We start from the raw sequence: 21,624 nt of genomic DNA on the forward strand, positions 1-21,624 counted from the left end.
TTTTTGTACTTTTGCAAACTTAAACAAAGCAGTACTTTATGAAAGATAAAAGAGTCTTATATGTGTCTTCGGAAGTGGTTCCTTACTTACCTGAGACCGAGATTTCTTCAATGTCGTTTGAAGCAGCCAGAATGGTAAACAATAAAAACGGGCAAATTAGAATTTTTATGCCTCGTTATGGAAATATTAATGAACGTCGTCATCAACTACACGAAGTAATTCGATTAAGCGGATTAAACCTTGTGATTAATGATCTGGATATGCCGCTTATTATCAAAGTAGCCTCTATTCCAAAGGAGCGTATGCAGGTTTATTTTATTGATAATGAAGATTACTTTAAGCGGAAAGCGACCTATGCAGATGAAGAAGGGAATCTTTTTAAAGATAATGACGAACGTGCTATATTTTTTGCAAAAGGAGTCATTGAAACAGTTAAGAAATTAAATTGGGCGCCAGATATTATTCATGTGCATGGTTGGTTAGCTTCATTTTTACCACTATATCTCAGAAACTATTACGGGAATGAACCTCTCTTTGAAAACAGTAAAATTGTAACTTCGGTTTACAGTAATGGATTTGAAGGCCAATTAAACGAAGCTGTTGTAGATAAAATCATGTTTGATGCTATTGACGAGGAGGTACTTGAAAGCTTAAAGAATCCAAATTATGTGAATGTAATGAAGACTGCAATTGAGAATAGTGATGCGGCAATCGTTGCTTCAGATTCGATTCCAGATGATTTGCAGACTTATTTGGATGGTCTTGACAAACCTGTATTGTCTTATACACCAAAAGAAGAAGCCGAAGAAGCATATCTTAATTTTTACACTACCAAAGTTCTTGAAGAAGAATCATAATGCTGAAATTATTTTAAACCTCTCTCGTCTTTACAAATAATACTAAAGCATTGTAACAACCGTTACAGCATAAACGAAATAGAATACATGAAAATTAAGTATATCATCCCCAAAGTCACCCTCCTTTTAGTAGCTATTATTCTATTGGCTTCCTGCGAAGAAGATTTCGCAACTTTAGGAGCAGATATTGTAGGAGATCCAAATATTGAAAATGAATTTACTGATGCAAATACAGTAGTTTCCTATAGCAGAAAACTAACCTCTGTGGAGTCAAATAATCTTCCAACGTATCAATTAGGTACTTATACAGATGCTGTCTATGGCAAGTCAACGATTAACCTTCTGTCACAAATTACACTTGATAGAATTGCTCCTGATTTTGGCGAAAACACTGTAGTAGATAGTGTTATTATGTATATTCCTTTTTTTAGCCAAGCAACTCAAACCACAGGTGGCGTAACATATACATTAGATTCGATTTTTGGCCAGGACCCTATAGATATTAGTTTGGTGAGATCAAATTTTTTATTGAGAGATTTTGACCCTACTTCAGGTTTTGAAGAGCCTCAAAAATACTATTCTGATCAAGCACCATTATTCGAAAGCTTTTTAGGAGAAACAATTTTTACAATCGAAGATTTTGTACCAAGAGCCGAAGGATTTATCGAAAATGAAGGAGAGGATGATGAAGAACTTATTCCACCTGGAATACGTGTTGAATTACCAAAAGAATTTTGGGAGGAACTTATTATAGATCAAGAAGGACAGTCAGTATTGCTAAGTAATAATAACTTTAAAAATTATTTTAGGGGAATATATTTCAATGTAGACGGCTCAGGAGCAAATACTAATTTAATTCTTTTTAACCTTGATGATGCTTCAATAACAATTCATTATACCGAAGACAATGCCACAGTCACAGATCAGAGAGATGAAAAAACCTTTGAAATGAGTTTTGACGGTGTTAATGTGAATGTATTTAAAAATGATCTTACGCCATCTGTTGAACAAGAACTAAGTTCACAGGATTTTACAAATGGAGAAGAAACTTTGTATGCCAGAGGAGGTAGTGGTATTGCTACAATTGTAGAGTTATTTGGTCCAGATGAAGATAATAATGGAATTGCAGATGAACTTGAAATTTTACGTGAGAGAGAATGGCTTATTAATGAAGCTAACTTAATTTTTTATGTAGATCAAAATAGAATTCAAGGGGGAGAAACAGAGCCAGAACGTATAATAATTTATGATACAAAAAATGGACAATTGCTGGTTGATTATGATTTTGATCCTTCTGTCTCACTTGTAGCTGTAGACTCAAAAATTGTCCACTTAGAAAGACTGGAGAGAGGAAGTGACGAAATTGGAGATTTCTATAAAATTAGAATTACAAGACATATCAGTAATTTAATCAATCGGGATTCTACCAATGTTCCGTTAGCTGTCATGGTGACACAGAATGTGTTAAACCGAAACTTTCAAGACTTACGCAACGTTCAGTCTCCTTTCTTATCTTCTGTACCCACAGGAGGAGTTATTTCGCCAGAAGGAACTGTGTTTCATGGAAACCTTTCTCCAGATGTTGATAAGCGATTAAAACTTCAGATATTTTATACAGAACCTAATTAATACTATTTTATATGTGCGGAATTGTAGGCTACATTGGTAAAAGAGAAGCATATCCTATTATTTTAAATGGATTAAAGCGTCTTGAATACAGAGGCTACGATAGCGCAGGAATAGCAATTTACGATGGGCAAGACATTGCACTTTGTAAAACTAAAGGGAAAGTCGCAGACCTTGAAAAAAAATTTTCAGATGGAACGAATACCAAAGGTTCTCTAGGAATTGGCCATACAAGATGGGCTACACACGGTGTTCCTAATGATGTTAACTCCCACCCACATTATTCTAATAGTGGCAATCTTGTGATTATTCATAACGGGATTATTGAAAACTATGCTTCTATTAAAAAAGAGCTACTTAATAGAGGATATACCTTCAAAAGTGATACCGATACAGAAGTGCTGGTTAACCTTGTAGAAGAAGTCCAAAAGAAAGAAGGTGTTAAGTTAGGAAAGGCAGTGCAAATTGCTTTAAATCAGGTGGTAGGAGCCTATGCTATTGCTCTATTTGATCGCAATAAGCCAGATGAAATTGTAGTGGCAAAATTGGGAAGTCCTTTGGCAATCGGAATTGGTGATGACGAATTTTTTGTGGCGAGTGATGCTTCTCCTTTTATAGAATTTACAAATAATGCCATTTATTTGGAAGATGAAGAAATGGCGATCATACGTCGCGGACGTGAAGTGCGTGTACGTAAAATTAAAGATGATAAGATTGTGGCACCCAATATTCATGAGCTTCAGTTAAACCTTGAGCAAATTGAAAAAGGAGGCTATGATCATTTTATGCTGAAAGAAATCTATGAGCAGCCTTCCGTAATAAAAGATACCTATAGAGGCCGATTGTTGCCCGATGAAGGGATTGTAAAACTAGGCGGGCTTGAAGATTATATCGAAAAGTTTACCAATGCAGACCGTATTATTATTGTAGCCTGCGGGACCTCTTGGCATGCTGGTCTTGTGGCCGAATATATTTTTGAAGATTTAGTTCGTATTCCTGTTGAGGTTGAATATGCTTCAGAATTCAGATATAGAAATCCAATTATAACCGAAAAAGATGTAGTGATAGCCATTTCTCAAAGTGGTGAAACTGCAGATACGCTCGCAGCAATTAAGTTGGCTAAAGAAAAAGGAGCTTTTGTCTATGGTGTTTGTAATGTGGTAGGTTCTACGATTTCGAGAGAAACCCATAGTGGTACTTATACACACGCCGGCCCAGAAATTGGAGTTGCTTCTACTAAAGCATTTACCACTCAGATTACGGTACTAATATTAATGGCATTACGCTTGGCCAAGGTTCGTGGTACTATTTCCAAAGGGGACTATATGTTATACCTGCGCGAGTTGGATACCATCCCAGCAAAAGTGGAAGAAGCCTTGCAAAGTGATGATAAAATCAAAGAAATTGCTTCAAAGTTTAAAGATGCTGCTAATTTTCTATACCTCGGAAGGGGCTATAACTTCCCTGTAGCTCTAGAAGGTGCTTTAAAGTTAAAAGAAATCTCCTACATTCATGCCGAAGGCTATCCGGCTGCTGAAATGAAACATGGTCCCATCGCTTTAATCGATGAGCAAATGCCAGTGGTGGTCATTGCCGTAAACAGTAATCATTACGAAAAAGTGGTAAGTAATATTGAAGAGATCAAAGCCCGAAAAGGCAAGATCATTGCTGTGGTAACCGAAGGAGATACCCAGGTAAAAGAGCTGGCAGATTACATTATGGAAGTTCCTAAAACTCCTGAAACCTTAAGTCCGTTAGTGACCACTATTCCGCTACAATTACTATCGTATCACATAGCGGTGATGTTAAACCGAAATGTGGATCAGCCACGTAATTTAGCAAAGTCGGTTACGGTAGAATAACTTTCAGCTTACTTTCTACTTATCAAAATATCTTCTACTTTTAGAAGGTGAAAATCATCAACCTTATTTCTGGGCCGCGTAATTTATCAACGGCATTGATGTATAGCTTTGCGCAACGCAAAGACTGTAGGGTTTTGGACGAACCGTATTATGGATTTTATCTGAAACATGGTCGTGTCGAAGTTGCCCATCCTTCCAAAGCAGAAATTATACGTACGATGGAGCTTTCAGATAAAAAAGTGACAGAAAATATCAAATTACTTGCTGAAACTTCTCACGTCTTTATAAAAGGAATGGCACATCATTACCTTTCTGAAACGCCAACCCATATTTTAAACTGGGGAAACGTAATATTAATTCGCCACCCTAAAAAATTACTAGCCTCTTTTTCAAAAGTGATTGAGAATCCTACGATAAGTGATATAGGAATTAAAAAAGCATCTGAGTTATTTTTGTTTCTGAAAGAACATCATAAAACTCCAATTGTTATGGACAGTGATGAATTGCTGAAAAATCCTGAACAATACCTTCGGAAACTTTGTGAACTATTAAAAATTCCTTTTTATGAAAGAATGCTGCATTGGAAAAAAGGCGGAATCCCAGAAGATGGAATCTGGGCAAAGCATTGGTATCAAAATGTTCATAATTCTGAAGGGTTTTCGGTTCAAAAAACAAGCGATCAACATATACCAGAAAGACTACAACTAGTTCTGGATGAAGCTTTGATCTATTACAATATTTTAAAAATACACCTTTTAAAAAACGATTAAATGTTACAAAAACGAAATCCAAAAAATGATGATATACATGTCTTTGTAAAAGACAAGTTGTACCACAGAAATGAAGCAAAAGTTTCGGTATTTGATAGTTCAGTACAAGGCGGGGATGCTGTATGGGAAGGCTTACGAGTCTACCCAGAAGGAATTGTATGTCTGGACAAACATTTGACCAGATTACAGGAAAGTGCAAAAACAGTAGCGTTTACAGATATTCCTTCCAAAGCAGAAATTAAAAAAGCAATCAAAATGACATTAGATGCTAATGGAATGACCGATGAAACCCATATCCGATTGACACTTACGCGGGGAGAAAAAATTACCAGTGGGATGGATCCTAGGCTAAATCAAGATGGATCGTGTTTAATTGTCTTAGCCGAATGGAAACCTTTGGTCTATGATAATACCAGCGGAATAAAAGTGATAAGTACCAGCCAGCGGAGAAATTCACCTCAGTTTTTGGATAGTAAGATCCATCATAACAATTTACTAAACAATATCATTGCCAAGATACAAGCCAATGTCGCTGGAAAGGATGCTGGATTGATGTTGGATGACCGGGGCTTTGTGGCCGAGCTAAACGGAAGCAATCTTTTTATGATAAAGGATGAGGTTGTTTACACTCCCTATGCACACGCATGTCTTCCTGGCATTACAAGAGCTACGGTTATTGAATTATGCCAAAAAAATAATATTGAGATTAAAGAAGCAGACCTTACTTTATCCCAATTATATAATGCAGACGGTGTTTTTGCAACAGGAACGATGGGAGAATTGACTCCTGTTGTTGAGATTGATGGAAGGGATATTAATATTAATGACCAAGTAACAGAAAAGATATTGCAGCTTTTTAAAAATAGTGTTCGTACATTGTGTGAAAAATTATAATTCTTTAAAATCTATTATGAAAAAATTGCTACTATTTACATTTATATTTTCTTCCATTAGCTATTCACAGACTCCGTGTGATACTGTAACGAATAGAGCTGGAATCTATCCGTGTGATGATTACGCATTGCTCTCTAATATTCCGCTAACGACGTTTGAGGCAAATTCTTCTAGCGACTCATGGGGATGGACTGACTCAACTACTGGAAAGGAATATGCCATCATCGCATTAAGAAATGGTTCTGGGTATGTGGATGTTTCAGACCCAGTAAATCCGATATATCTAGGAAAATTAATTTCACCAGTTTTAAATGAATTTCAAGGGAACTGGCACGATGTAAAAGTATATAATAACTATGCTTTTATTGTTAGTGAGATAAGTGGTCATGGAATGCAAATATTCGATCTTACAAAGTTAAGAAATGTAACAAATCCGCCTGTTGTCTTTGAAGATGATGGTGTTTACACAGGGTTTGGCTCTGCACATAATATTGCTATCAATGAAGATAGTGGATTTGCGTATGGAATTGGAACAAATACCTTTTCGGGAGGACCTCATTTTGTCAATATTCAAGATCCACCGAATCCTATTGCAGCTGGAGGTTTTGCTGGAGAAGGGTACACGCATGATGCACAAATAGTCATGTATAATGGTCCGGATTCAGATTATCAGGGGATCGAGTTATTTGTGGGAAGTAATGAGGACAGAGTTGTCTTTGTAGATGTTTCAGACAAAGGAAATCCGCAGACACTATCAGAGATATCCTATAGTGATGTAGAGTATACGCATCAGGGCTGGTTTACCGAAGATCAAAAATATTTTGTAGTCACAGACGAACTGGATGAAGTTTTTAATGGAAATATGTTGCGATTGATCATAATGGATATGACAGATTTAGACAATCCTGTAGAGCATATGCAATATATAGGAGAAACTCCTGCGGTAGATCATAATGTGTATGTAAAAGGAGATAAAATTTATCTGTCTGCGTATAGTGGAGGAATGCGGGTATTGGATATTAGTGATATAGATAATCGCAATATTGAGGAAGTTGGTTATTTTGATACTTGGCCTGCAGATGATAGAACAAGTGCTTCTATTGGTGACCCTGGAGCATGGAATGTCTATCCGTTTTTTGAAAGTGGCAATTTGATTATTACCAATTTTTCAGATAATGGCGGATTGTTTGTGGTTACAAAAAATGATAATATTCTCTCCAATCCAGAGAGTAAGAATGATTCATTTTCTGTATTTCCCAATCCAACAACAGAGCGTGTAACGATTACTTCTGAAGGCACTCCTATTACTCATATTGAAATCTATGATATGTTAGGAAAACGATTGCGTGTTATAGAAGCTTTAGATGAAATGTCTAAAGAGCTAAATATGGCTGCTTTTGAAAGTGGAATCTATCTTGTAAACTTAAATAAATCAACAACGTTAAAGATAGTGAAAAGATAAAACCACTATTCTTCTTTATATCCGGTTGAATAAGCAAAGGGAATTCTGTGAGACAGCGATTGAAGCAACTTACCATGTAATGCGAAAAGCGCGGTGCTACGTAGCAATAGCGAAGTAGGAGTCTCCCAAAAACACTCTAAAAAAATATCCAAAAATCCGTTGTAATATTAAAACAGAAAAAACTATCTTTGCACCGTTGAAAAAAAGGGTGAAAAGTACTCCCTTAGATAACTTAAAAAGAAACAGTTAATAATGTCACAAGTTACAGGAAAAGTTGCACAGATTATTGGCCCGGTAGTAGACGTTGAGTTTGCTAATGGAGCTGAACTTCCAAAGATTTACGATAGTCTTGAAGTAAATAATAACGGAAACAAATTAATTCTTGAAGTACAGTCTCACGTGGGTGAAAATACTGTAAGAACCATTTCGATGGATTCTACAGATGGTTTAAGCCGTGGAGTAGATGCTGTTGCGACAGGTTCGCCTATACAAATGCCCATTGGTGATGATGTATACGGACGTTTGTTTAATGTAATTGGTGATGCAATTGATGGAATTGGTGACTTGCCAAAAGATGGAGACAACGGACTTCCAATTCACCGTGAAGCTCCAAAATTTGAAGATCTTTCAACTTCTACCGAAGTTTTATTTACAGGAATCAAAGTAATTGACCTTATTGAGCCGTATGCAAAAGGAGGTAAAATTGGTTTATTTGGAGGTGCTGGTGTAGGTAAAACAGTATTGATCCAGGAGTTGATTAACAATATTGCAAAAGGTCACGGTGGACTTTCGGTATTCGCAGGAGTAGGGGAAAGAACACGTGAAGGAAATGACCTTTTGAGAGAAATGCTTGAGTCGGGTATTATTAAATACGGAGAGGACTTTATGCACTCTATGGAAGCAGGGGGATGGGACCTTTCTAAAGTGGATAAAAAAGCCATGAAAGAAAGTAAAGCTACCTTCGTATTTGGACAAATGAATGAGCCACCTGGAGCACGTGCGCGTGTGGCCTTATCTGGTTTGACCATTGCTGAATATTTTAGAGATGGTGCAGGTGACGGACAAGGAAAAGATGTACTGTTCTTCGTTGATAATATCTTTAGATTTACGCAAGCAGGTTCTGAAGTATCGGCACTATTAGGTCGTATGCCTTCTGCGGTAGGATACCAACCAACATTAGCAACAGAGATGGGTGCGATGCAGGAGCGTATTACCTCTACCAAAAAAGGATCTATTACATCTGTACAGGCGGTTTATGTACCTGCAGATGACCTTACCGATCCAGCACCGGCAACAACGTTTGCACACTTGGATGCAACAACAGTATTATCACGTAAAATTGCCGAGCTTGGAATTTACCCAGCGGTAGATCCCTTGGATTCTACGTCAAGAATTTTGACCGAATCGATCTTAGGAAAAGAACATTATGCCTGTGCACAACGTGTAAAAGAGTTGTTACAGCGTTATAAAGAATTACAAGATATTATTGCTATTTTGGGTATGGAAGAATTATCTGAAGACGATAAGATGGCAGTAAACCGCGCACGTCGTGTACAACGTTTCTTATCACAGCCATTCCACGTGGCAGAACAGTTTACAGGTATTCCAGGAGTATTGGTAGATATTAAAGAAACAATCAAAGGATTTAACATGATCATGGATGGTGAATTAGATCACCTTCCAGAAGCAGCTTTTAACTTGAAAGGTTCTATCGAAGAAGCAATCGAGGCTGGAGAGAAAATGTTGGCGGAAGCATAAAAATAGTATCTAGTACTCAGTAGCAGTTTACAGTAACTGCATACTGTGTCTGTTTACTGAAAACTAATAACGATGTATTTAGAAATAGTAACCCCAGAAGCTTCATTGGTAAGCGGAGAAGTAGAAAGTGTGACCGTTCCAGGTATGGAAGGAGAATTTCAAATGCTGAACAACCACGCAGCCATTGTATCGCTACTGGTTGAAGGGGAAGTTCGTTTTAAAGGTAATCCAACCATCGCTGAAGGATTTAAAAATAAATTCACTCAGAAAGATGGGAAATGGGTACTTCACATCAATGGAGGAACTGTAGAAATGAATAATAATAAAGTAATGGTGTTGGCAGATTAAAATCTGTATCATCAAAGATGATAAATCCCAAATTTCAGTAATGAAGTTTGGGATTTTTTTATAACGACTACTAATGCCTTTGTTAAAACCAATCCAAGCTTTATTTTGTATACTTGTTTATGCTTACTAATGATGAAATAACAATTGTAAATAGTAAAAAAGCCTGGTATAAAATATTAATTGCTATAGTATGTTATTCTATCGCAGGTTTTGTTTTATGGGAAGGGTTTGACACCTTAAATACCCATACTGATGTTTCTGTATATGAAATTGTTATAGGGCGTACTTTAATGGCTTTAATTTTCATAGTTCCTGGAACTGTGTTTGGGATGGTTAGGGAGTATCATTTTGATTTTAAAAACAGGAAATATAAAACAGTAAAAAGGATTGGGGTAATTGGCTTCGGAAAATGGCGGAGTTTTAGAAAACTGGAATATGTTTCAGTACATGAAAATGTTGAAGGCAATTTTGAAGTCAACTTATGGTATGATTCTAACAAACACTTTTTTATCAATTCTTTTCTGAATTGCGATACAGCAATACAATATTCGATGCAAATCGCGAAGCAACTCAAAATTGAATTTCATAACGGAAATACAAATCAGCAATTTGAAATTGTTGATGATATAGTAAGACCTATTTTAAAAGAGGACAGGAAAATTGACGCATACTTTTCACAAGGAAATAGGCCCTTTTGGCAAACTATTGTTTCAGGGTTTTGTTTTACACTTTCAATTGTAATTGCTTATTTAATGTTTGTAGGTGTTAACTTTCACGATATATGGATAAGCCTGCCAATAGAAACCATTGGAATTTTGACTATTTTGATTTCAATAGGGATAAAATTTTCAATAATCAATGATTATGTTTTCGATCTTCAAAATAATCAATTTAAAATAATATACAATATAGGTCCTATAAAGTGGGGTTCGTGGAAAAATTTAGATACCCTAGATTATATCTCTGTGTTTCAAAAAAGAGAAAGCTTCTATCTTATAAACCTATGGTATAATTCAAATAAACATATAGTAATTTCTGGATGTGGTAATTATAAAGATGCTTTAGTTATTGGTAAAAAAATAGCAACAAAATTAGAAATTGATTTATTAGATGCATCAGATCCCTATGATAAAAAATGGATTGATTAAAGAACAAATTAAGTTAAATATATTATCTCCCAATCCTGTCCGCCAGACTGGTAACTTCTCATTTTCTGAAAGCCTATCCCAAAATGTGCTTGCAATGAGCGTTTGTTTTTAGTATCCACTTCGGTAATGATACACGAAAAAGGTGGGATCACTTCAGCTTTCATCTTTTCGTATAATTTTCTGAAAATTCCTTGACCTCTATAGGCTTTTGCGATACACACCTGGCCCATTACTAAATAATTTTTAATGTCATGCTGAACCTGCCTGTCGTGCCTTGGCAGGCAGGCTTGTTTCAGCATCTCATTTTGATTAGAGAAATGCTTGTATATTTCAGCAAACATAGGTTTTAAAATGTCTATCTCATCTCCAAATTTAGGGTGCATACAGAGCGCATATCCAACCACTTGATTACCATCTTTTGCTAGCATATGTGGGCAAGTTTTATTCATTTCTTTCAGTAATTCAAAAGTGTGATGTACGGTTACAAATCCGTCAGTCTTTTTTTGATCCTTAGAAACTGAAGCAGGTAGATTTTGATGCTGTAATTTTAAAATTTGTCGCAATTCGTCATCTGTAGTGCAGGAATGGTACGTAATCATATAATTTTTATTGATACTCTAAAATAGAAAATTTCATTTTAAGTATTCAGAGAAATGCTATGTATCTTTGAAGCATGTTACCTAAGAAGCTTCAGAAAAAAATAGAAGAACGTACCCAAAATAATTCGCTTCGGAAACTTGGTGGGTCTGCCGATTTAATTGATTTTTCTTCAAACGATTATTTAGGGTTTAGTAAAAATGAAACCATTTATATTCGTGCTCTAGAAATTCTTGAAGAATACAATCTCAAACAAAATGGTGCTGCAGGCTCTCGATTACTTTCAGGAAATCATACACTATATTCCTTAACTGAAACTCAAATTACAAACTTTCATAATGCAGAAGCCGCCCTTGTTTTTAACAGTGGCTATGATGCGAACCTTGGTTTTTTCAGTAGTGTGCCACAACGGGGAGATGTTATTTTTTATGATGAATTATGTCATGCCTCTATCCGTGATGGGATACGTATGAGTCATGCGACTTCGGTAAAGTTTATTCATAATGATTTGGAAGATTTAAAACGGAAGTGTCAGGCTGAGCACAGTCGAAGCCTCAATGATACTACAGAAGTTTACCTGGTTACCGAATCTGTATTTTCTATGGATGGTGATTCGCCAGACCTTTTAGCTTTTTCAGATTTTTGTGCAGAAAACAACATTCATTTGATCATCGATGAAGCGCATGCGGTAGGAGTTCTTGGAAAACATGGAGTCGGACTTGTTCAAGAACTTGGAATTGAAAATGATGTGTTTGCACGAATTGTTACCTTCGGAAAAGCCTTAGGATGTCACGGAGCTGCAATTTTAGGAGCTTCAGTATTGAAACAATACCTTGTTAATTTCTCTCGAAGCTTAATTTATACCACAGCACTCCCGCCCCATACCTTGGCAACCATTACTGCGGCATATGAAATGCTCTCTAAAACATTACAAATTGAAAAGCTATATCAAATCATTAGCTTAGTTCAATCACAAATAGCAGCATTACAACTTTCCGCATCTTTCATTAGCAGCAATACTGCCATTCAAAGTTGTATTGTTCCAGGAAACAATCATGTTAAAAACCTTTCAGAAACATTGAAAAAAGAAGGTTTTGATATAAAACCAATTCTGTCACCTACAGTTCCTGAAGGACAGGAACGTTTGCGTATTTGTATTCATAGTTTTAATACGGAAGATCAAATTAAAAAGATGGTATCTTTACTCAAAGAGCATTTATAATTTTTTAAAATGGATTCTACTTTTATAACTGTTGCAACTTTTACATATTCTTCTGAAGCAAAAATTATTAGAGGTCTTTTAGAATCTGAAGGTATTAGAACATATTTAAGTGATGAACACACCATAGATACAGATCCTTTGGTTAGCAATGCCATTGGAGGCGTAAAATTGAATGTTGCAAGAAAAGACATAGACAACGCTACACACATTTTAAATTCTATAAGTGAGTATTCGATTACCGATGAGGGAGAAAAAATAAGTTGTCCAAATTGTATGAGTTCAAAAATTCATTTAATTTCACATATTCAAGATTTCAAATCTTTAGTGGCTTTTCTTTTTAGTGGTCTTTTATTTGGGCTTCTGCCTTTTTATACTAGGTATGACTATCGTTGTGATGAATGTAAAATAAAATTTAATACACTATGAATTCTACCTACTTTATCACAGGCATTTCTACCGAAGTTGGTAAAACGATTGTCTCTGCAATTATAACGGAAGCTTTACAGACCGATTATTGGAAACCCATTCAGGCAGGTGAGTTAGACAATAGCGATACACACAAAGTCGAAAAGCTTGTCTCAAATAAAAAAACTGTTTTTCATAAAAGTGCATATACTTTAAATGCGCCTATGAGTCCGCACGCTGCGGCGGCAATCGATCAAGTTTCTATTTCTGTAAAAAACATAAAACGCCCAGATACTCAAAATGATTTAGTAATCGAAGGTGCGGGCGGATTATTAGTGCCACTAAATGATTCGGAAACAATTATAGACCTAATTCAGCCTTCCGATAAAGTGATCGTCGTTTCACGTCATTATCTGGGAAGTATCAATCATACGTTATTAACTATCGAAGCGCTAAAGGCTAGAAATTTAAATGTCTTCGGAATTATATTCAGCGGAAATGAACATCCTTCTACTGAATCTATCATAAAAAAAATGAGCGGTGTTCCTGTATTAGGACGTATTGAGGAAGAACCGTATTTTGATCAAAATGTGGTGAAGGAGTATGCTGAAAAGTTTAGAACAATCCTAACGTCACCCTGAACTTGTTTCAGGGTCACATCAAATGAAAACAAGTTATATTTACATACTCACAAATACATATAGAACCACCTTTTATATTGGAGTTACTTCAAATCTTCAGAGAAGAATAATTGAGCATAATGATGGAATAAGTTCTGTTTTTACAAAAAAATATAACCTGAAGGATTTGATTTATTTTGAAGCGTTTAGTAACATTGAACAGGCTATTGCTAGAGAAAAGCAATTAAAAAATTGGCATAAAGAGTGGAAGCTAAATTTAATTAAAGAGGTAAACCCAATATTAAAAACCCTAGATTTATTTCGATAAATGAGATGCTGAAACAAGCCTGCCTGCCAAGGCACGACAGGCAGGTTCAGCATGACATAATAAGCAACATGAACCTTTCAAAACGAGACAGCAAACATATCTGGCATCCTCTTACACAGCATAAGACGGCTGCACCACCTATTGGTATTGTAAAAGCCAAAGGGGCGCTCTTTTGGGATGAAGATGGAAAGGAATATATCGACGCAATTGCATCCTGGTATACCTGTATGTATGGACATGGTCATCCCGAAATTATAAAAGCTGTACAGCAGCAGATGGAACAATTGGATTTTGTCATGTTTAGCGGATTCACTCACAAGCCTGCCGTACAGCTTTCAGAAAAATTAATGGAGATTCTACCAGCCAATCAGCAGAAGATTTTCTTTAACGACAATGGTTCTACCGCTGTGGAAGCAGCTATAAAAATGTCCTTGCAATACCATCACAACAAAGCTGATAAAAGAGATACGTTAATTGCGTTCGAAGATGGATTTCACGGCGATACCTTTGGAGCGATGAGCGCTTCAGGGATATCGTCGTACAACGGTCCCTTTGAAGATTTTTTACTGAATGTAAAACGAATTCCAACCCCTCAAGAAGACACGATTGATGAAGTATTAGAACAGCTAGAAGCCATTCTTTCAGAAAACAAATGTGCAGCTTTTATTTTTGAACCTTTAGTACAAGGTGCTGCGGGAATGAAATTTCATTCGGCTAAAGGGTTGGATAGGCTCATTAAAAAATGCCAAGAAAACGATGTGTTGTGTATTGCCGATGAGATCATGACCGGATTTGGAAAAACGGGGCGCAACTTTGCTTCAGATTTTCTTGAATGTAAGCCCGATATTATGTGCTTAAGTAAGGCGCTCACCGCAGGGATGTTTCCGCTGAGTATCACATCGTGTACTCAAAGGATCTTTGATGGATTTTTAAGTGAAGAGCCTTCCAAAGGGTTTTTTCACGCACATACCTATAGTGCACATCCGTTAGGTTGTGCTGCTGCCATTGCCGGAATTGATTTGTTGGGTTCTTTAGCAATGCAACAACATAAAAAGCGAATTGAACTGGCTCACGAAGAGTTTGCGGATCGTCTGAAGGAAAATTCGAAAGTAAAAAATATACGTACTAAAGGACTCATTCTCGCATTTGAATTAACCAAAGAAATGGAACGTTACGGAACGTCGCGTTCGGCTTTATATGACCATTTTATGAAACAAGGTGTGTGTCTTCGTCCCTTAGGAAATACCATTTATGTGCTTCCTCCTTTTGTGATTACAGACGATCAATTGCAGAAAATCTACAATTCTATTGAACATACTTTGGCGAAGCTGTAAATTTGCAGCAAAACTTCAGCCGTTGCAACACCCTATTTCTATAACACACATTTCTTCAGTATCTCCATTGGGATCTAAAACTGAAGATGTTTGGCAATCCTATCGTTCCGGAACCTCTTTTTTTTCTGAAAAACACGGCGTAAAAGTAGCTGCGCTTTCCAAAGATTTAGAAGTTGCAATAGCATCACTTCGGAAAGAGAATCATGCCTATAAAAATCTGGACAGAGCTGTTTTGTTAGCATTACTAGCAGTTAAACATCCACAAATAAAAGAAATACTTCCTACTGAAAGAGTTGGCGTCAATATTGGCTCCTCCCGTGGTGCAACCAGCTTATTTGAATCCTATCACAAACAATTTATAACCGAGAATAAAGTCTCTCCATTCACATCACCAACCACTACCACAGGAAACATTTCTTCGTGGGTGGGACAGGAATTAGGATTAGATGGTATTTCCATAGATCAGTCTGTTACTTGCTCTACGGCAATGCATGCCCTTTTAAACGGGATTGCATGGTTACAGGCAGATATGGCAGATGCTTTTATTGTTGGAGGAACAGAGGCGGCTTTAACGCCTTTTACAAGTGCTCAGATGCAAGCGATGAAGTTATACTCAAAATCTCCAAACAAGTTGGCTTGTGAAAGCATGCGCTTTCAGAAGAAAAAGAATACCATGATCTTAGGCGAAGGAGCTGCGATTGCTGTTTTGGAAAGAGGCGTTTCAGAGAAAACTAAAGCAGTAGTTGTTGGCTACGGATTTGCTTCAGAAGCATTAGAGCATAACAGTTCTATTTCAGAAAATGCCGATTGTTTTCAGAAATCGATGCAAAGAGCGTTGACGCTCGCAGAATTAGAAACGATAGATGCAATAGTAATGCATGCCCCTGGAACTGTAAAAGGAGATAAGGCCGAAAAAAATGCTATTGACATCGTTTTTAAAAATAGACTTCCGTTACTCACCTCCAATAAATGGTTAGTGGGTCATACCTTTGCAGCTTCCGGAATATTGAGCATTGAGATGGCAATTTTGATGCTGCAGCATAACAAATTTATTGAAAATCCATTTTTTGCAAATGCACGGCACCTTCCGAAGCAGTTGAAAACAATTATGATTAATGCTGTAGGCTTTGGTGGTAATGCTGTTAGTATAATTCTACAAAAACCGTCTTAAACTAGCGTCAATTTTCCTATTTTTGAACGATTGTCATTTTAAAAACCTGCAAGATGTTGCTGCGGGCCTGCTTGTAGGTCTAAAATGCCTTGCTTAAATTAAAAGTTACCCGCCTTCGCGGAAGATAGGTATGAGCGAAATAAAACACAACTGGACCAAAGAAGAAATAGTAGCAATCTATAATAAACCCATGATGGAGTTGCTCTATGATGCCGCTACGGTACATCGAGAGTCACATAATCCTAATCAGGTACAGGTTTCAACTTTGCTCTCTATTAAAACAGGTGGTTGTCCAGAAGACTGCGGGTATTGTCCACAGGCAGCAAGATACCATACTGATATTGAAGGGAATGATTTGATGACGGTTTCTCATGTAAAAGCACAGGCACTTCGTGCGAAAGCTAGCGGAAGCTCCCGTGTATGTATGGGTGCTGCTTGGAGAAATGTTAAAGACGGAAAAGAGTTTGATCAGGTGTTAGAAATGGTTCGAACTATTAACAAGCTGGATATGGAGGTGTGTTGTACACTTGGGATGATCACCGAAAATCAGGCACATCGTCTCGCTGAAGCAGGACTCTACGCCTATAATCATAACTTAGACACCTCTGAAGATTACTATAAGGATGTAATTTCTACACGTGCGTATCAGGATCGATTGGATACCATTGGGAATGTTCGTAAAACAAATGTGACTGTGTGTAGTGGCGGAATTATTGGAATGGGAGAAGCTTTGGAAGATCGCGCCGGAATGTTGGTCGCGCTTGCGAGTTTAAGTCCGCAGCCCGAAAGTGTTCCAATCAACGCATTAGTGGCGGTAGAAGGAACGCCTATGGAAGAGATAGAGCCTATTTCGATTTGGGATATGATCCGAATGGTCGCTACTACCCGAATCGTAATGCCTAATACACAAGTACGATTATCTGCTGGAAGAACTCAAATGTCTCGGGAAGGACAAGCCATGTGCTTTTTTGCAGGTGCCAATTCTATTTTTGCGGGAGATAAATTGTTGACCACGCCAAATCCTGATGTGAATGAGGATATGGAAATGTTCAAGTTGTTAGGATTAGAACCTATGAAACCTTTTGTTAAAAAAGCGCAGCCAGAATCTGTAGAGGCACAGTATTCCAAATATAAAGCACAAGGGGAAAAACCAAAATGGACACGTCCAGGCCACACCATTGAGCGTAATGAAGAGGCAAAAGCAAAAGCCTCAGTGAAGTAAATCACTACAATTTTAATACTTTTACGTTCTTCAATAATAATATGCAGTTACAGGAAATAGATCGGGTAAAAACGATCTCTAAAAAAGATTTTATAAAAAACTACTTTAAACCTCAAAAGCCGGTGGTAATTGAGCGTTTTATTGAAGATTGGCCTGCGTATACAAAATGGAATCTGGATTATATGGCAGCAGTTGCTGGTGATAAGGAAGTTCCTTTGTACGATGATCGGCCAGTGACGCATGAAGATGGTTTTAATGAACCACACGCCAAAATGAAGATGAAGGAATATGTCGACTTATTAAAACGAGAGCCTACAAAATTCAGAATTTTTCTATGGAATATTTTAAAAGAAGTTCCTATTCTTCAAAAGGATTATAGTTATCCTGATTTTGGAATAAAATTAATGAAGGGACTGCCCATGTTATTCTTTGGAGGAACGAATAGCCATACGTTTATGCATTATGACATAGACCTGGCAAATATCTTTCATTTTCATTTCCACGGAAAGAAAGAATGTATTCTTTTTGACCAGAAGCAAAATGATTATCTCTATAAAATCCCGCATTCTCTGATCAATCGGGAAGACATTGACATGTCGAATCCAGACTATGAGAAATGGCCTGCTTTAAAAAAAGCGAAAGGGTATAAGACCCATTTGGAACATGGGGAAGTACTGTATATGCCCGAAGGTTACTGGCATTATATGAAATATATCACACCAGGATTTTCAATGAGTTTACGTGCCATTGCCCGAAATCCTAAAAATTTGGCAAAGGCGATTTACAATATTTTTTGGATGCGTCATTACGATAATTTTATGCGAAGACGAAAAGGGCAAGCCTGGATCGATGCTAAAAACCGAAAGGCCATCGACAGAACACATAAAAAACTGGGAATAGAGTAGCTTACTCGCGTTATTTCGACAGAGCGAAGTGACGAGAAATCTCACAAATAAGACATTATTGTTTGGTGCTTATTTCTAATTGATAAGTTCCCGAACTTTTTCCCAAACCAAATGACTTTCCCAGCCACGATACAATAAGTAATCTGCTAATTTTTTTCTTTTTTTCTGAAGGTTGGTTTCTCCCTCTAGTTGTTTTATTCTTTTTTCTGAAAGGGCATCGAAGGTTTCAAAATAATCCTTATCTGAAATTTCTTTTAAAGCGAGGGTTATGTTGAATTGTGAAATCTCCCGAAACTTTAGCTCCCGAACGATGCGTTGTTTGCCCCATTTTTTGGTTCGAAATTTCCCTCTGGCGAAGGCTTGTGCAAAACGGGTTTCATTTAAAAAGTTGTGTTGAAGCAAGTGATGAATGATTTGGTCAATGGCTTGGGGAATCATCCCCATATTCTTTAGCTTTTGATGTACTTCTTTATGACAGCGCTCCTGGTATGCACAGTACGCTTCCAGTTTTTGGGTAGCTTCATCTACGGTGTATGTTTTGTTAGTATTTCGCATTTTGTTAAATGTAATACTATTTATTAAAAACACCCCTAAAGTCTCCTCTAGGGGACATTTTTTTAAGATGTTAATTTCTTAATTAGACAGTCATGTTAAAGTGCATTAATATATTCAAAATAAAAAAAATTGAATTTTTAGGATTGTCCCCTAGAGGAGACTTTAGGGGTGTTCGCGTTAGGGATTGAGGCTCTGTTGGAGCTCTTTTGTTTTGTCATGCTGAGCCTGTCGAAGCACAAAACAAAAAGCGACTGCCGAAAGCCCGACCTGTAGCGATAGAAATGAGCGTAAGGTAACGCCCAAAAAAAAAGCATAAAAAAAACCCTTCCGAAATACATCGAAAGGGTTGGTTGCTATTTTATCTCTTCTCCGTTTTTATCGTTGAAGTGATACTCTAGATACGTGTAAGCATCTCTTGGTTGAATTTTCACCCATTTTTTGTGCTCCATAAACCATTTGGTTCGCACAGATGGAAAGCCTTTTGTTAAGAAGGCCGCTATAAAAGGATGCGTATGTAATGTGATCTTTTTATAGTCTTTTTTAAATAATCTTTTTAAATCTTCGGTGATTCGTTGCACTACAATAATAGGTGCTTCAATTTCGCCGTCGTCACCCGTTGGGGCTTCTTCTCTTGTTTTAATATTCATCTCTGGTCTTACCCGTTGACGAGTGATTTGGATCAATCCGAATTTTGTAGGAGGCAAAATTTTATGTTTTGCTCTGTCATCCTTCATTTCGTCTCGCATATGATTATAGAGTTTTTTTCGATTTGCCGCACTGGACATATCTATAAAATCAATCACTATAATCCCACCCATATCACGTAACCTTAGTTGCCTTGCTACTTCTGTAGCTGCAATCATGTTTACTTCAAGGGCAGTGTCTTCTTGGTTTTTAGATTTGTTACTTCGGTTTCCACTATTCACGTCAATGACATGCATGGCCTCGGTATGTTCTACCACCAAATAAACACCTTTGCTTCCTGAAACTGATTTTCCAAAAGAAGTTTTAATTTGACGCTCAATACCAAATTTTTCAAAAATGGGTACTTTGCTGTCGTAATATTTAACGATATTTTCTTTACCAGGTGCAATTTCCTGCACATAATCTTTTATTTGTAAGTATAAGGTCTCGTCATCAATACAGATATTGGTAAACGATTCGTTAAATACATCACGTATAAGTGATGTTCCCCTTTCTAACTCACTCAGCACCTTGCTTGGGTGGTGCGCTCCTTGTAGCTTTTTACACATCGCTGTCCAGCGATCCATGAGATTTTGTAAATCTCTATCCAGTTCTGCTACTTTTTTGCCCTCTGCTACTGTACGTATAATAACACCAAAACCTTTGGGTCTTATACTTGTTATCAAGCGCTTTAACCTTTCTTTTTCTTCCTTGGATTCTATTTTTTGTGAAATAGAAATACGGTCTGAAAAAGGAACCAAAACAATATAACGTCCGGCTATAGATAGCTCAGAACTTATACGAGGTCCTTTAGTGGAAATAGGCTCTTTTACAATTTGTACCAGAGTAGATTGATTTGACTTTAGGGCAGTATTAATGCCTCCGTTTTTATCAATCTCTTTTTCAAATGGGAATTCTTTTAAAGAATAATCTTTAAGTTTGCCTGTGCTTACACGTTTTACGAACTTCAATAAAGAAAGAACTTTTGGTCCTAGATCGTGATAGTGTAAAAAACCATCTTTCTCATATCCTACATTAACAAATGCAGCATTAAGACCAGGCACAGTTTTTCTGATTTTGGCGATATAAATATCACCAACAGAAAATTTGTTAGCCTCTTCTTCCTTGTGAAGCTCTAATAGTTTTCCATCTTTTAAAAGGGCAAAATCAACTTCTTGTGAACTGGATCGAATAAATAGTTCGTAGCTCACTTGCTTTTTGATTTTTATCCCAACCTTTTTAATTAAAGGGTCGGAATGGATTAAACAATATTTTATCACAGGTTTTTGTTATTCTGAAAGGCATACCTTTCAGAAAAACCCGTCGAAACTACAATACAGTTATAAGGTGGTAACTTTTTTGCAATTCCATTTTCAAAGAACTTTTGTAATAATAAATAAAAAAAAGTAGTGAAATCACTACTTCTTTTTGTGGCGATTAGCGCGTCTTCTTTTCTTACGCTTGTGCGTCGCTACCTTATGTCTTTTTCTTTTTTTACCACTTGGCATATTTAGATTTTTTTAAAATATCCCGACACCTCAATGAAGGTCGGGATTGTTAGTATTTACTTAACTTCTACGTTTGTTTTTACACCTTCTACAAATACTTTTGCAGGCTTAAATGCAGGGATGTTATGTGCGGGGATCTTAATCGTTGTGTTTTTAGAAATATTTCTTCCAGTTTTTTCAGCTCTTTTCTTAATAATGAAACTTCCAAAACCTCTAAGATATACATTATCTCCACCTTCAAGAGAGTTTTTTACTTCACTCATAAAAGTTTCGATGACAGCTTGTACATCTCCTTTTTCCATTCCTTCTTTTTCTGAAATCTTTGCTACGATATCTGCTTTCGTCATT

21 protein-coding genes are annotated in these 21,624 nt (G+C 36.8%); 17 read left to right on the forward strand and 4 right to left on the reverse strand.

Annotation, left to right across the window (positions count from 1 at the left end):
* Positions 1-38 precede the first annotated feature (38 nt).
* From ACFQO1_RS01680 to ACFQO1_RS01720, 9 genes are all read left to right on the forward strand, one after another.
* Positions 39-857 carry a glycogen/starch synthase gene (locus ACFQO1_RS01680; RefSeq protein WP_380216067.1) on the forward strand — a complete coding sequence of 273 codons (819 nt, stop codon included), beginning with the start codon at positions 39-41 and terminating at the stop codon, positions 855-857.
* An 87-nt stretch (positions 858-944) separates the two neighbouring features.
* Complete coding sequence (locus tag ACFQO1_RS01685) at positions 945-2,486, forward strand: DUF4270 domain-containing protein (protein ID WP_380216069.1); 1,542 nt, start codon at positions 945-947, stop codon at positions 2,484-2,486.
* 11 nt (positions 2,487-2,497) lie between these two features.
* Entirely contained in the window at positions 2,498-4,345 is a 1,848-nt protein-coding gene (glmS, locus tag ACFQO1_RS01690) for a glutamine--fructose-6-phosphate transaminase (isomerizing) (protein WP_380216071.1), read from the forward strand.
* Between the two features lie 47 nt (positions 4,346-4,392).
* A complete protein-coding gene (locus ACFQO1_RS01695; RefSeq protein ID WP_380216073.1) occupies positions 4,393-5,115 on the forward strand; it encodes a sulfotransferase-like domain-containing protein in 723 nt (240 codons plus the stop codon).
* Entirely contained in the window at positions 5,116-6,009 is an 894-nt protein-coding gene (locus ACFQO1_RS01700) for an aminotransferase class IV (RefSeq protein WP_380216075.1), read from the forward strand.
* A 16-nt stretch (positions 6,010-6,025) separates the two neighbouring features.
* Complete coding sequence (locus ACFQO1_RS01705) at positions 6,026-7,471, forward strand: choice-of-anchor B family protein (protein WP_380216077.1); 1,446 nt, start codon at positions 6,026-6,028, stop codon at positions 7,469-7,471.
* A gap of 252 nt (positions 7,472-7,723) precedes the next feature.
* On the forward strand, positions 7,724-9,229 hold the full coding sequence (gene atpD / locus ACFQO1_RS01710; RefSeq protein WP_380216079.1) for a F0F1 ATP synthase subunit beta: 1,506 nt from the start codon (positions 7,724-7,726) through the stop codon (positions 9,227-9,229).
* Between the two features lie 72 nt (positions 9,230-9,301).
* The gene (locus tag ACFQO1_RS01715; RefSeq protein ID WP_380216081.1) at positions 9,302-9,577 is read left to right on the forward strand and encodes a F0F1 ATP synthase subunit delta/epsilon; all 276 of its coding nucleotides are present in this window, start codon (positions 9,302-9,304) and stop codon (positions 9,575-9,577) included.
* Between the two features lie 119 nt (positions 9,578-9,696).
* A complete protein-coding gene (locus ACFQO1_RS01720; RefSeq protein ID WP_380216083.1) occupies positions 9,697-10,725 on the forward strand; it encodes a hypothetical protein in 1,029 nt (342 codons plus the stop codon).
* Positions 10,726-10,733: 8 nt separating this feature from the next.
* Here the strand turns inward: ACFQO1_RS01720 and ACFQO1_RS01725 are convergent, their stop codons facing one another.
* Positions 10,734-11,324 carry a GNAT family N-acetyltransferase gene (locus tag ACFQO1_RS01725; RefSeq protein ID WP_380216085.1) on the reverse strand — a complete coding sequence of 197 codons (591 nt, stop codon included), beginning with the start codon at positions 11,322-11,324 and terminating at the stop codon, positions 10,734-10,736.
* 74 nt (positions 11,325-11,398) lie between these two features.
* Here ACFQO1_RS01725 and ACFQO1_RS01730 point away from each other — a divergent pair, with 74 nt between their 5' ends.
* The 8 genes from ACFQO1_RS01730 (at position 11,399) to ACFQO1_RS01765 (ending at position 18,529) form a co-directional block, all read left to right on the forward strand.
* Positions 11,399-12,544 carry an aminotransferase class I/II-fold pyridoxal phosphate-dependent enzyme gene (locus ACFQO1_RS01730; protein ID WP_380216087.1) on the forward strand — a complete coding sequence of 382 codons (1,146 nt, stop codon included), beginning with the start codon at positions 11,399-11,401 and terminating at the stop codon, positions 12,542-12,544.
* A 9-nt stretch (positions 12,545-12,553) separates the two neighbouring features.
* Positions 12,554-12,970: a putative signal transducing protein gene (locus tag ACFQO1_RS01735; RefSeq protein ID WP_380216089.1), complete on the forward strand. Its 417-nt coding sequence runs from the start codon at positions 12,554-12,556 to the stop codon at positions 12,968-12,970.
* Positions 12,967-13,590, forward strand: a complete 624-nt coding sequence (bioD, locus tag ACFQO1_RS01740) for a dethiobiotin synthase (protein ID WP_380216091.1) — start codon at positions 12,967-12,969, stop codon at positions 13,588-13,590. Before ACFQO1_RS01735 ends, bioD begins: the two co-directional genes overlap by 4 nt.
* 22 nt (positions 13,591-13,612) lie before the next feature.
* Positions 13,613-13,897, forward strand: a complete 285-nt coding sequence (locus ACFQO1_RS01745; RefSeq protein ID WP_380216093.1) for a GIY-YIG nuclease family protein — start codon at positions 13,613-13,615, stop codon at positions 13,895-13,897.
* 68 nt (positions 13,898-13,965) lie between these two features.
* Entirely contained in the window at positions 13,966-15,231 is a 1,266-nt protein-coding gene (gene bioA / locus ACFQO1_RS01750; RefSeq protein ID WP_380216095.1) for an adenosylmethionine--8-amino-7-oxononanoate transaminase, read from the forward strand.
* The gene (locus ACFQO1_RS01755; protein WP_380216097.1) at positions 15,206-16,402 is read left to right on the forward strand and encodes a beta-ketoacyl synthase N-terminal-like domain-containing protein; all 1,197 of its coding nucleotides are present in this window, start codon (positions 15,206-15,208) and stop codon (positions 16,400-16,402) included. Before bioA ends, ACFQO1_RS01755 begins: the two co-directional genes overlap by 26 nt.
* Positions 16,403-16,532: 130 nt before the next feature.
* Complete coding sequence (gene bioB, locus ACFQO1_RS01760; RefSeq protein WP_380216099.1) at positions 16,533-17,624, forward strand: biotin synthase BioB; 1,092 nt, start codon at positions 16,533-16,535, stop codon at positions 17,622-17,624.
* A gap of 41 nt (positions 17,625-17,665) precedes the next feature.
* Positions 17,666-18,529: a cupin-like domain-containing protein gene (locus ACFQO1_RS01765; RefSeq protein WP_380216101.1), complete on the forward strand. Its 864-nt coding sequence runs from the start codon at positions 17,666-17,668 to the stop codon at positions 18,527-18,529.
* Between the two features lie 75 nt (positions 18,530-18,604).
* Here ACFQO1_RS01765 and ACFQO1_RS01770 read toward each other — a convergent pair whose 3' ends face one another.
* The 3 genes from ACFQO1_RS01770 to ACFQO1_RS01780 form a co-directional block, all read right to left on the reverse strand.
* The gene (locus tag ACFQO1_RS01770; RefSeq protein WP_380216103.1) at positions 18,605-19,084 is read right to left on the reverse strand and encodes a regulatory protein RecX; all 480 of its coding nucleotides are present in this window, start codon (positions 19,082-19,084) and stop codon (positions 18,605-18,607) included.
* A 353-nt stretch (positions 19,085-19,437) separates the two neighbouring features.
* A complete protein-coding gene (locus ACFQO1_RS01775) occupies positions 19,438-20,979 on the reverse strand; it encodes an Rne/Rng family ribonuclease (RefSeq protein ID WP_380216105.1) in 1,542 nt (513 codons plus the stop codon).
* 353 nt (positions 20,980-21,332) lie between these two features.
* Positions 21,333-21,623: an HU family DNA-binding protein gene (locus ACFQO1_RS01780; RefSeq protein ID WP_380216107.1), complete on the reverse strand. Its 291-nt coding sequence runs from the start codon at positions 21,621-21,623 to the stop codon at positions 21,333-21,335.
* Between the last annotated feature and the right edge of the window lies 1 nt (position 21,624).

Source organism: Jejudonia soesokkakensis, from assembly GCF_042664795.1.
Taxonomy (GTDB): domain Bacteria; phylum Bacteroidota; class Bacteroidia; order Flavobacteriales; family Flavobacteriaceae; genus Jejudonia; species Jejudonia soesokkakensis.

Coding starts and splice junctions, on each gene's coding strand:
- ACFQO1_RS01730 (WP_380216087.1), top strand. CDS start 11,399: ATGTTACCTAAGAAGCTTCAGAAAAAAATAGAAGAACGTACCCAAAAT.
- ACFQO1_RS01765 (WP_380216101.1), top strand. CDS start 17,666: ATGCAGTTACAGGAAATAGATCGGGTAAAAACGATCTCTAAAAAAGAT.
- ACFQO1_RS01735 (WP_380216089.1), top strand. CDS start 12,554: ATGGATTCTACTTTTATAACTGTTGCAACTTTTACATATTCTTCTGAA.
- bioD (WP_380216091.1), top strand. CDS start 12,967: ATGAATTCTACCTACTTTATCACAGGCATTTCTACCGAAGTTGGTAAA.
- bioA (WP_380216095.1), top strand. CDS start 13,966: ATGAACCTTTCAAAACGAGACAGCAAACATATCTGGCATCCTCTTACA.
- glmS (WP_380216071.1), top strand. CDS start 2,498: ATGTGCGGAATTGTAGGCTACATTGGTAAAAGAGAAGCATATCCTATT.
- ACFQO1_RS01700 (WP_380216075.1), top strand. CDS start 5,116: ATGTTACAAAAACGAAATCCAAAAAATGATGATATACATGTCTTTGTA.
- ACFQO1_RS01680 (WP_380216067.1), top strand. CDS start 39: ATGAAAGATAAAAGAGTCTTATATGTGTCTTCGGAAGTGGTTCCTTAC.
- ACFQO1_RS01720 (WP_380216083.1), top strand. CDS start 9,697: ATGCTTACTAATGATGAAATAACAATTGTAAATAGTAAAAAAGCCTGG.
- ACFQO1_RS01715 (WP_380216081.1), top strand. CDS start 9,302: ATGTATTTAGAAATAGTAACCCCAGAAGCTTCATTGGTAAGCGGAGAA.
- atpD (WP_380216079.1), top strand. CDS start 7,724: ATGTCACAAGTTACAGGAAAAGTTGCACAGATTATTGGCCCGGTAGTA.
- ACFQO1_RS01705 (WP_380216077.1), top strand. CDS start 6,026: ATGAAAAAATTGCTACTATTTACATTTATATTTTCTTCCATTAGCTAT.
- ACFQO1_RS01725 (WP_380216085.1), bottom strand. CDS start 11,324: ATGATTACGTACCATTCCTGCACTACAGATGACGAATTGCGACAAATT.
- ACFQO1_RS01780 (WP_380216107.1), bottom strand. CDS start 21,623: ATGACGAAAGCAGATATCGTAGCAAAGATTTCAGAAAAAGAAGGAATG.
- bioB (WP_380216099.1), top strand. CDS start 16,533: ATGAGCGAAATAAAACACAACTGGACCAAAGAAGAAATAGTAGCAATC.
- ACFQO1_RS01685 (WP_380216069.1), top strand. CDS start 945: ATGAAAATTAAGTATATCATCCCCAAAGTCACCCTCCTTTTAGTAGCT.
- ACFQO1_RS01745 (WP_380216093.1), top strand. CDS start 13,613: ATGAAAACAAGTTATATTTACATACTCACAAATACATATAGAACCACC.
- ACFQO1_RS01770 (WP_380216103.1), bottom strand. CDS start 19,084: ATGCGAAATACTAACAAAACATACACCGTAGATGAAGCTACCCAAAAA.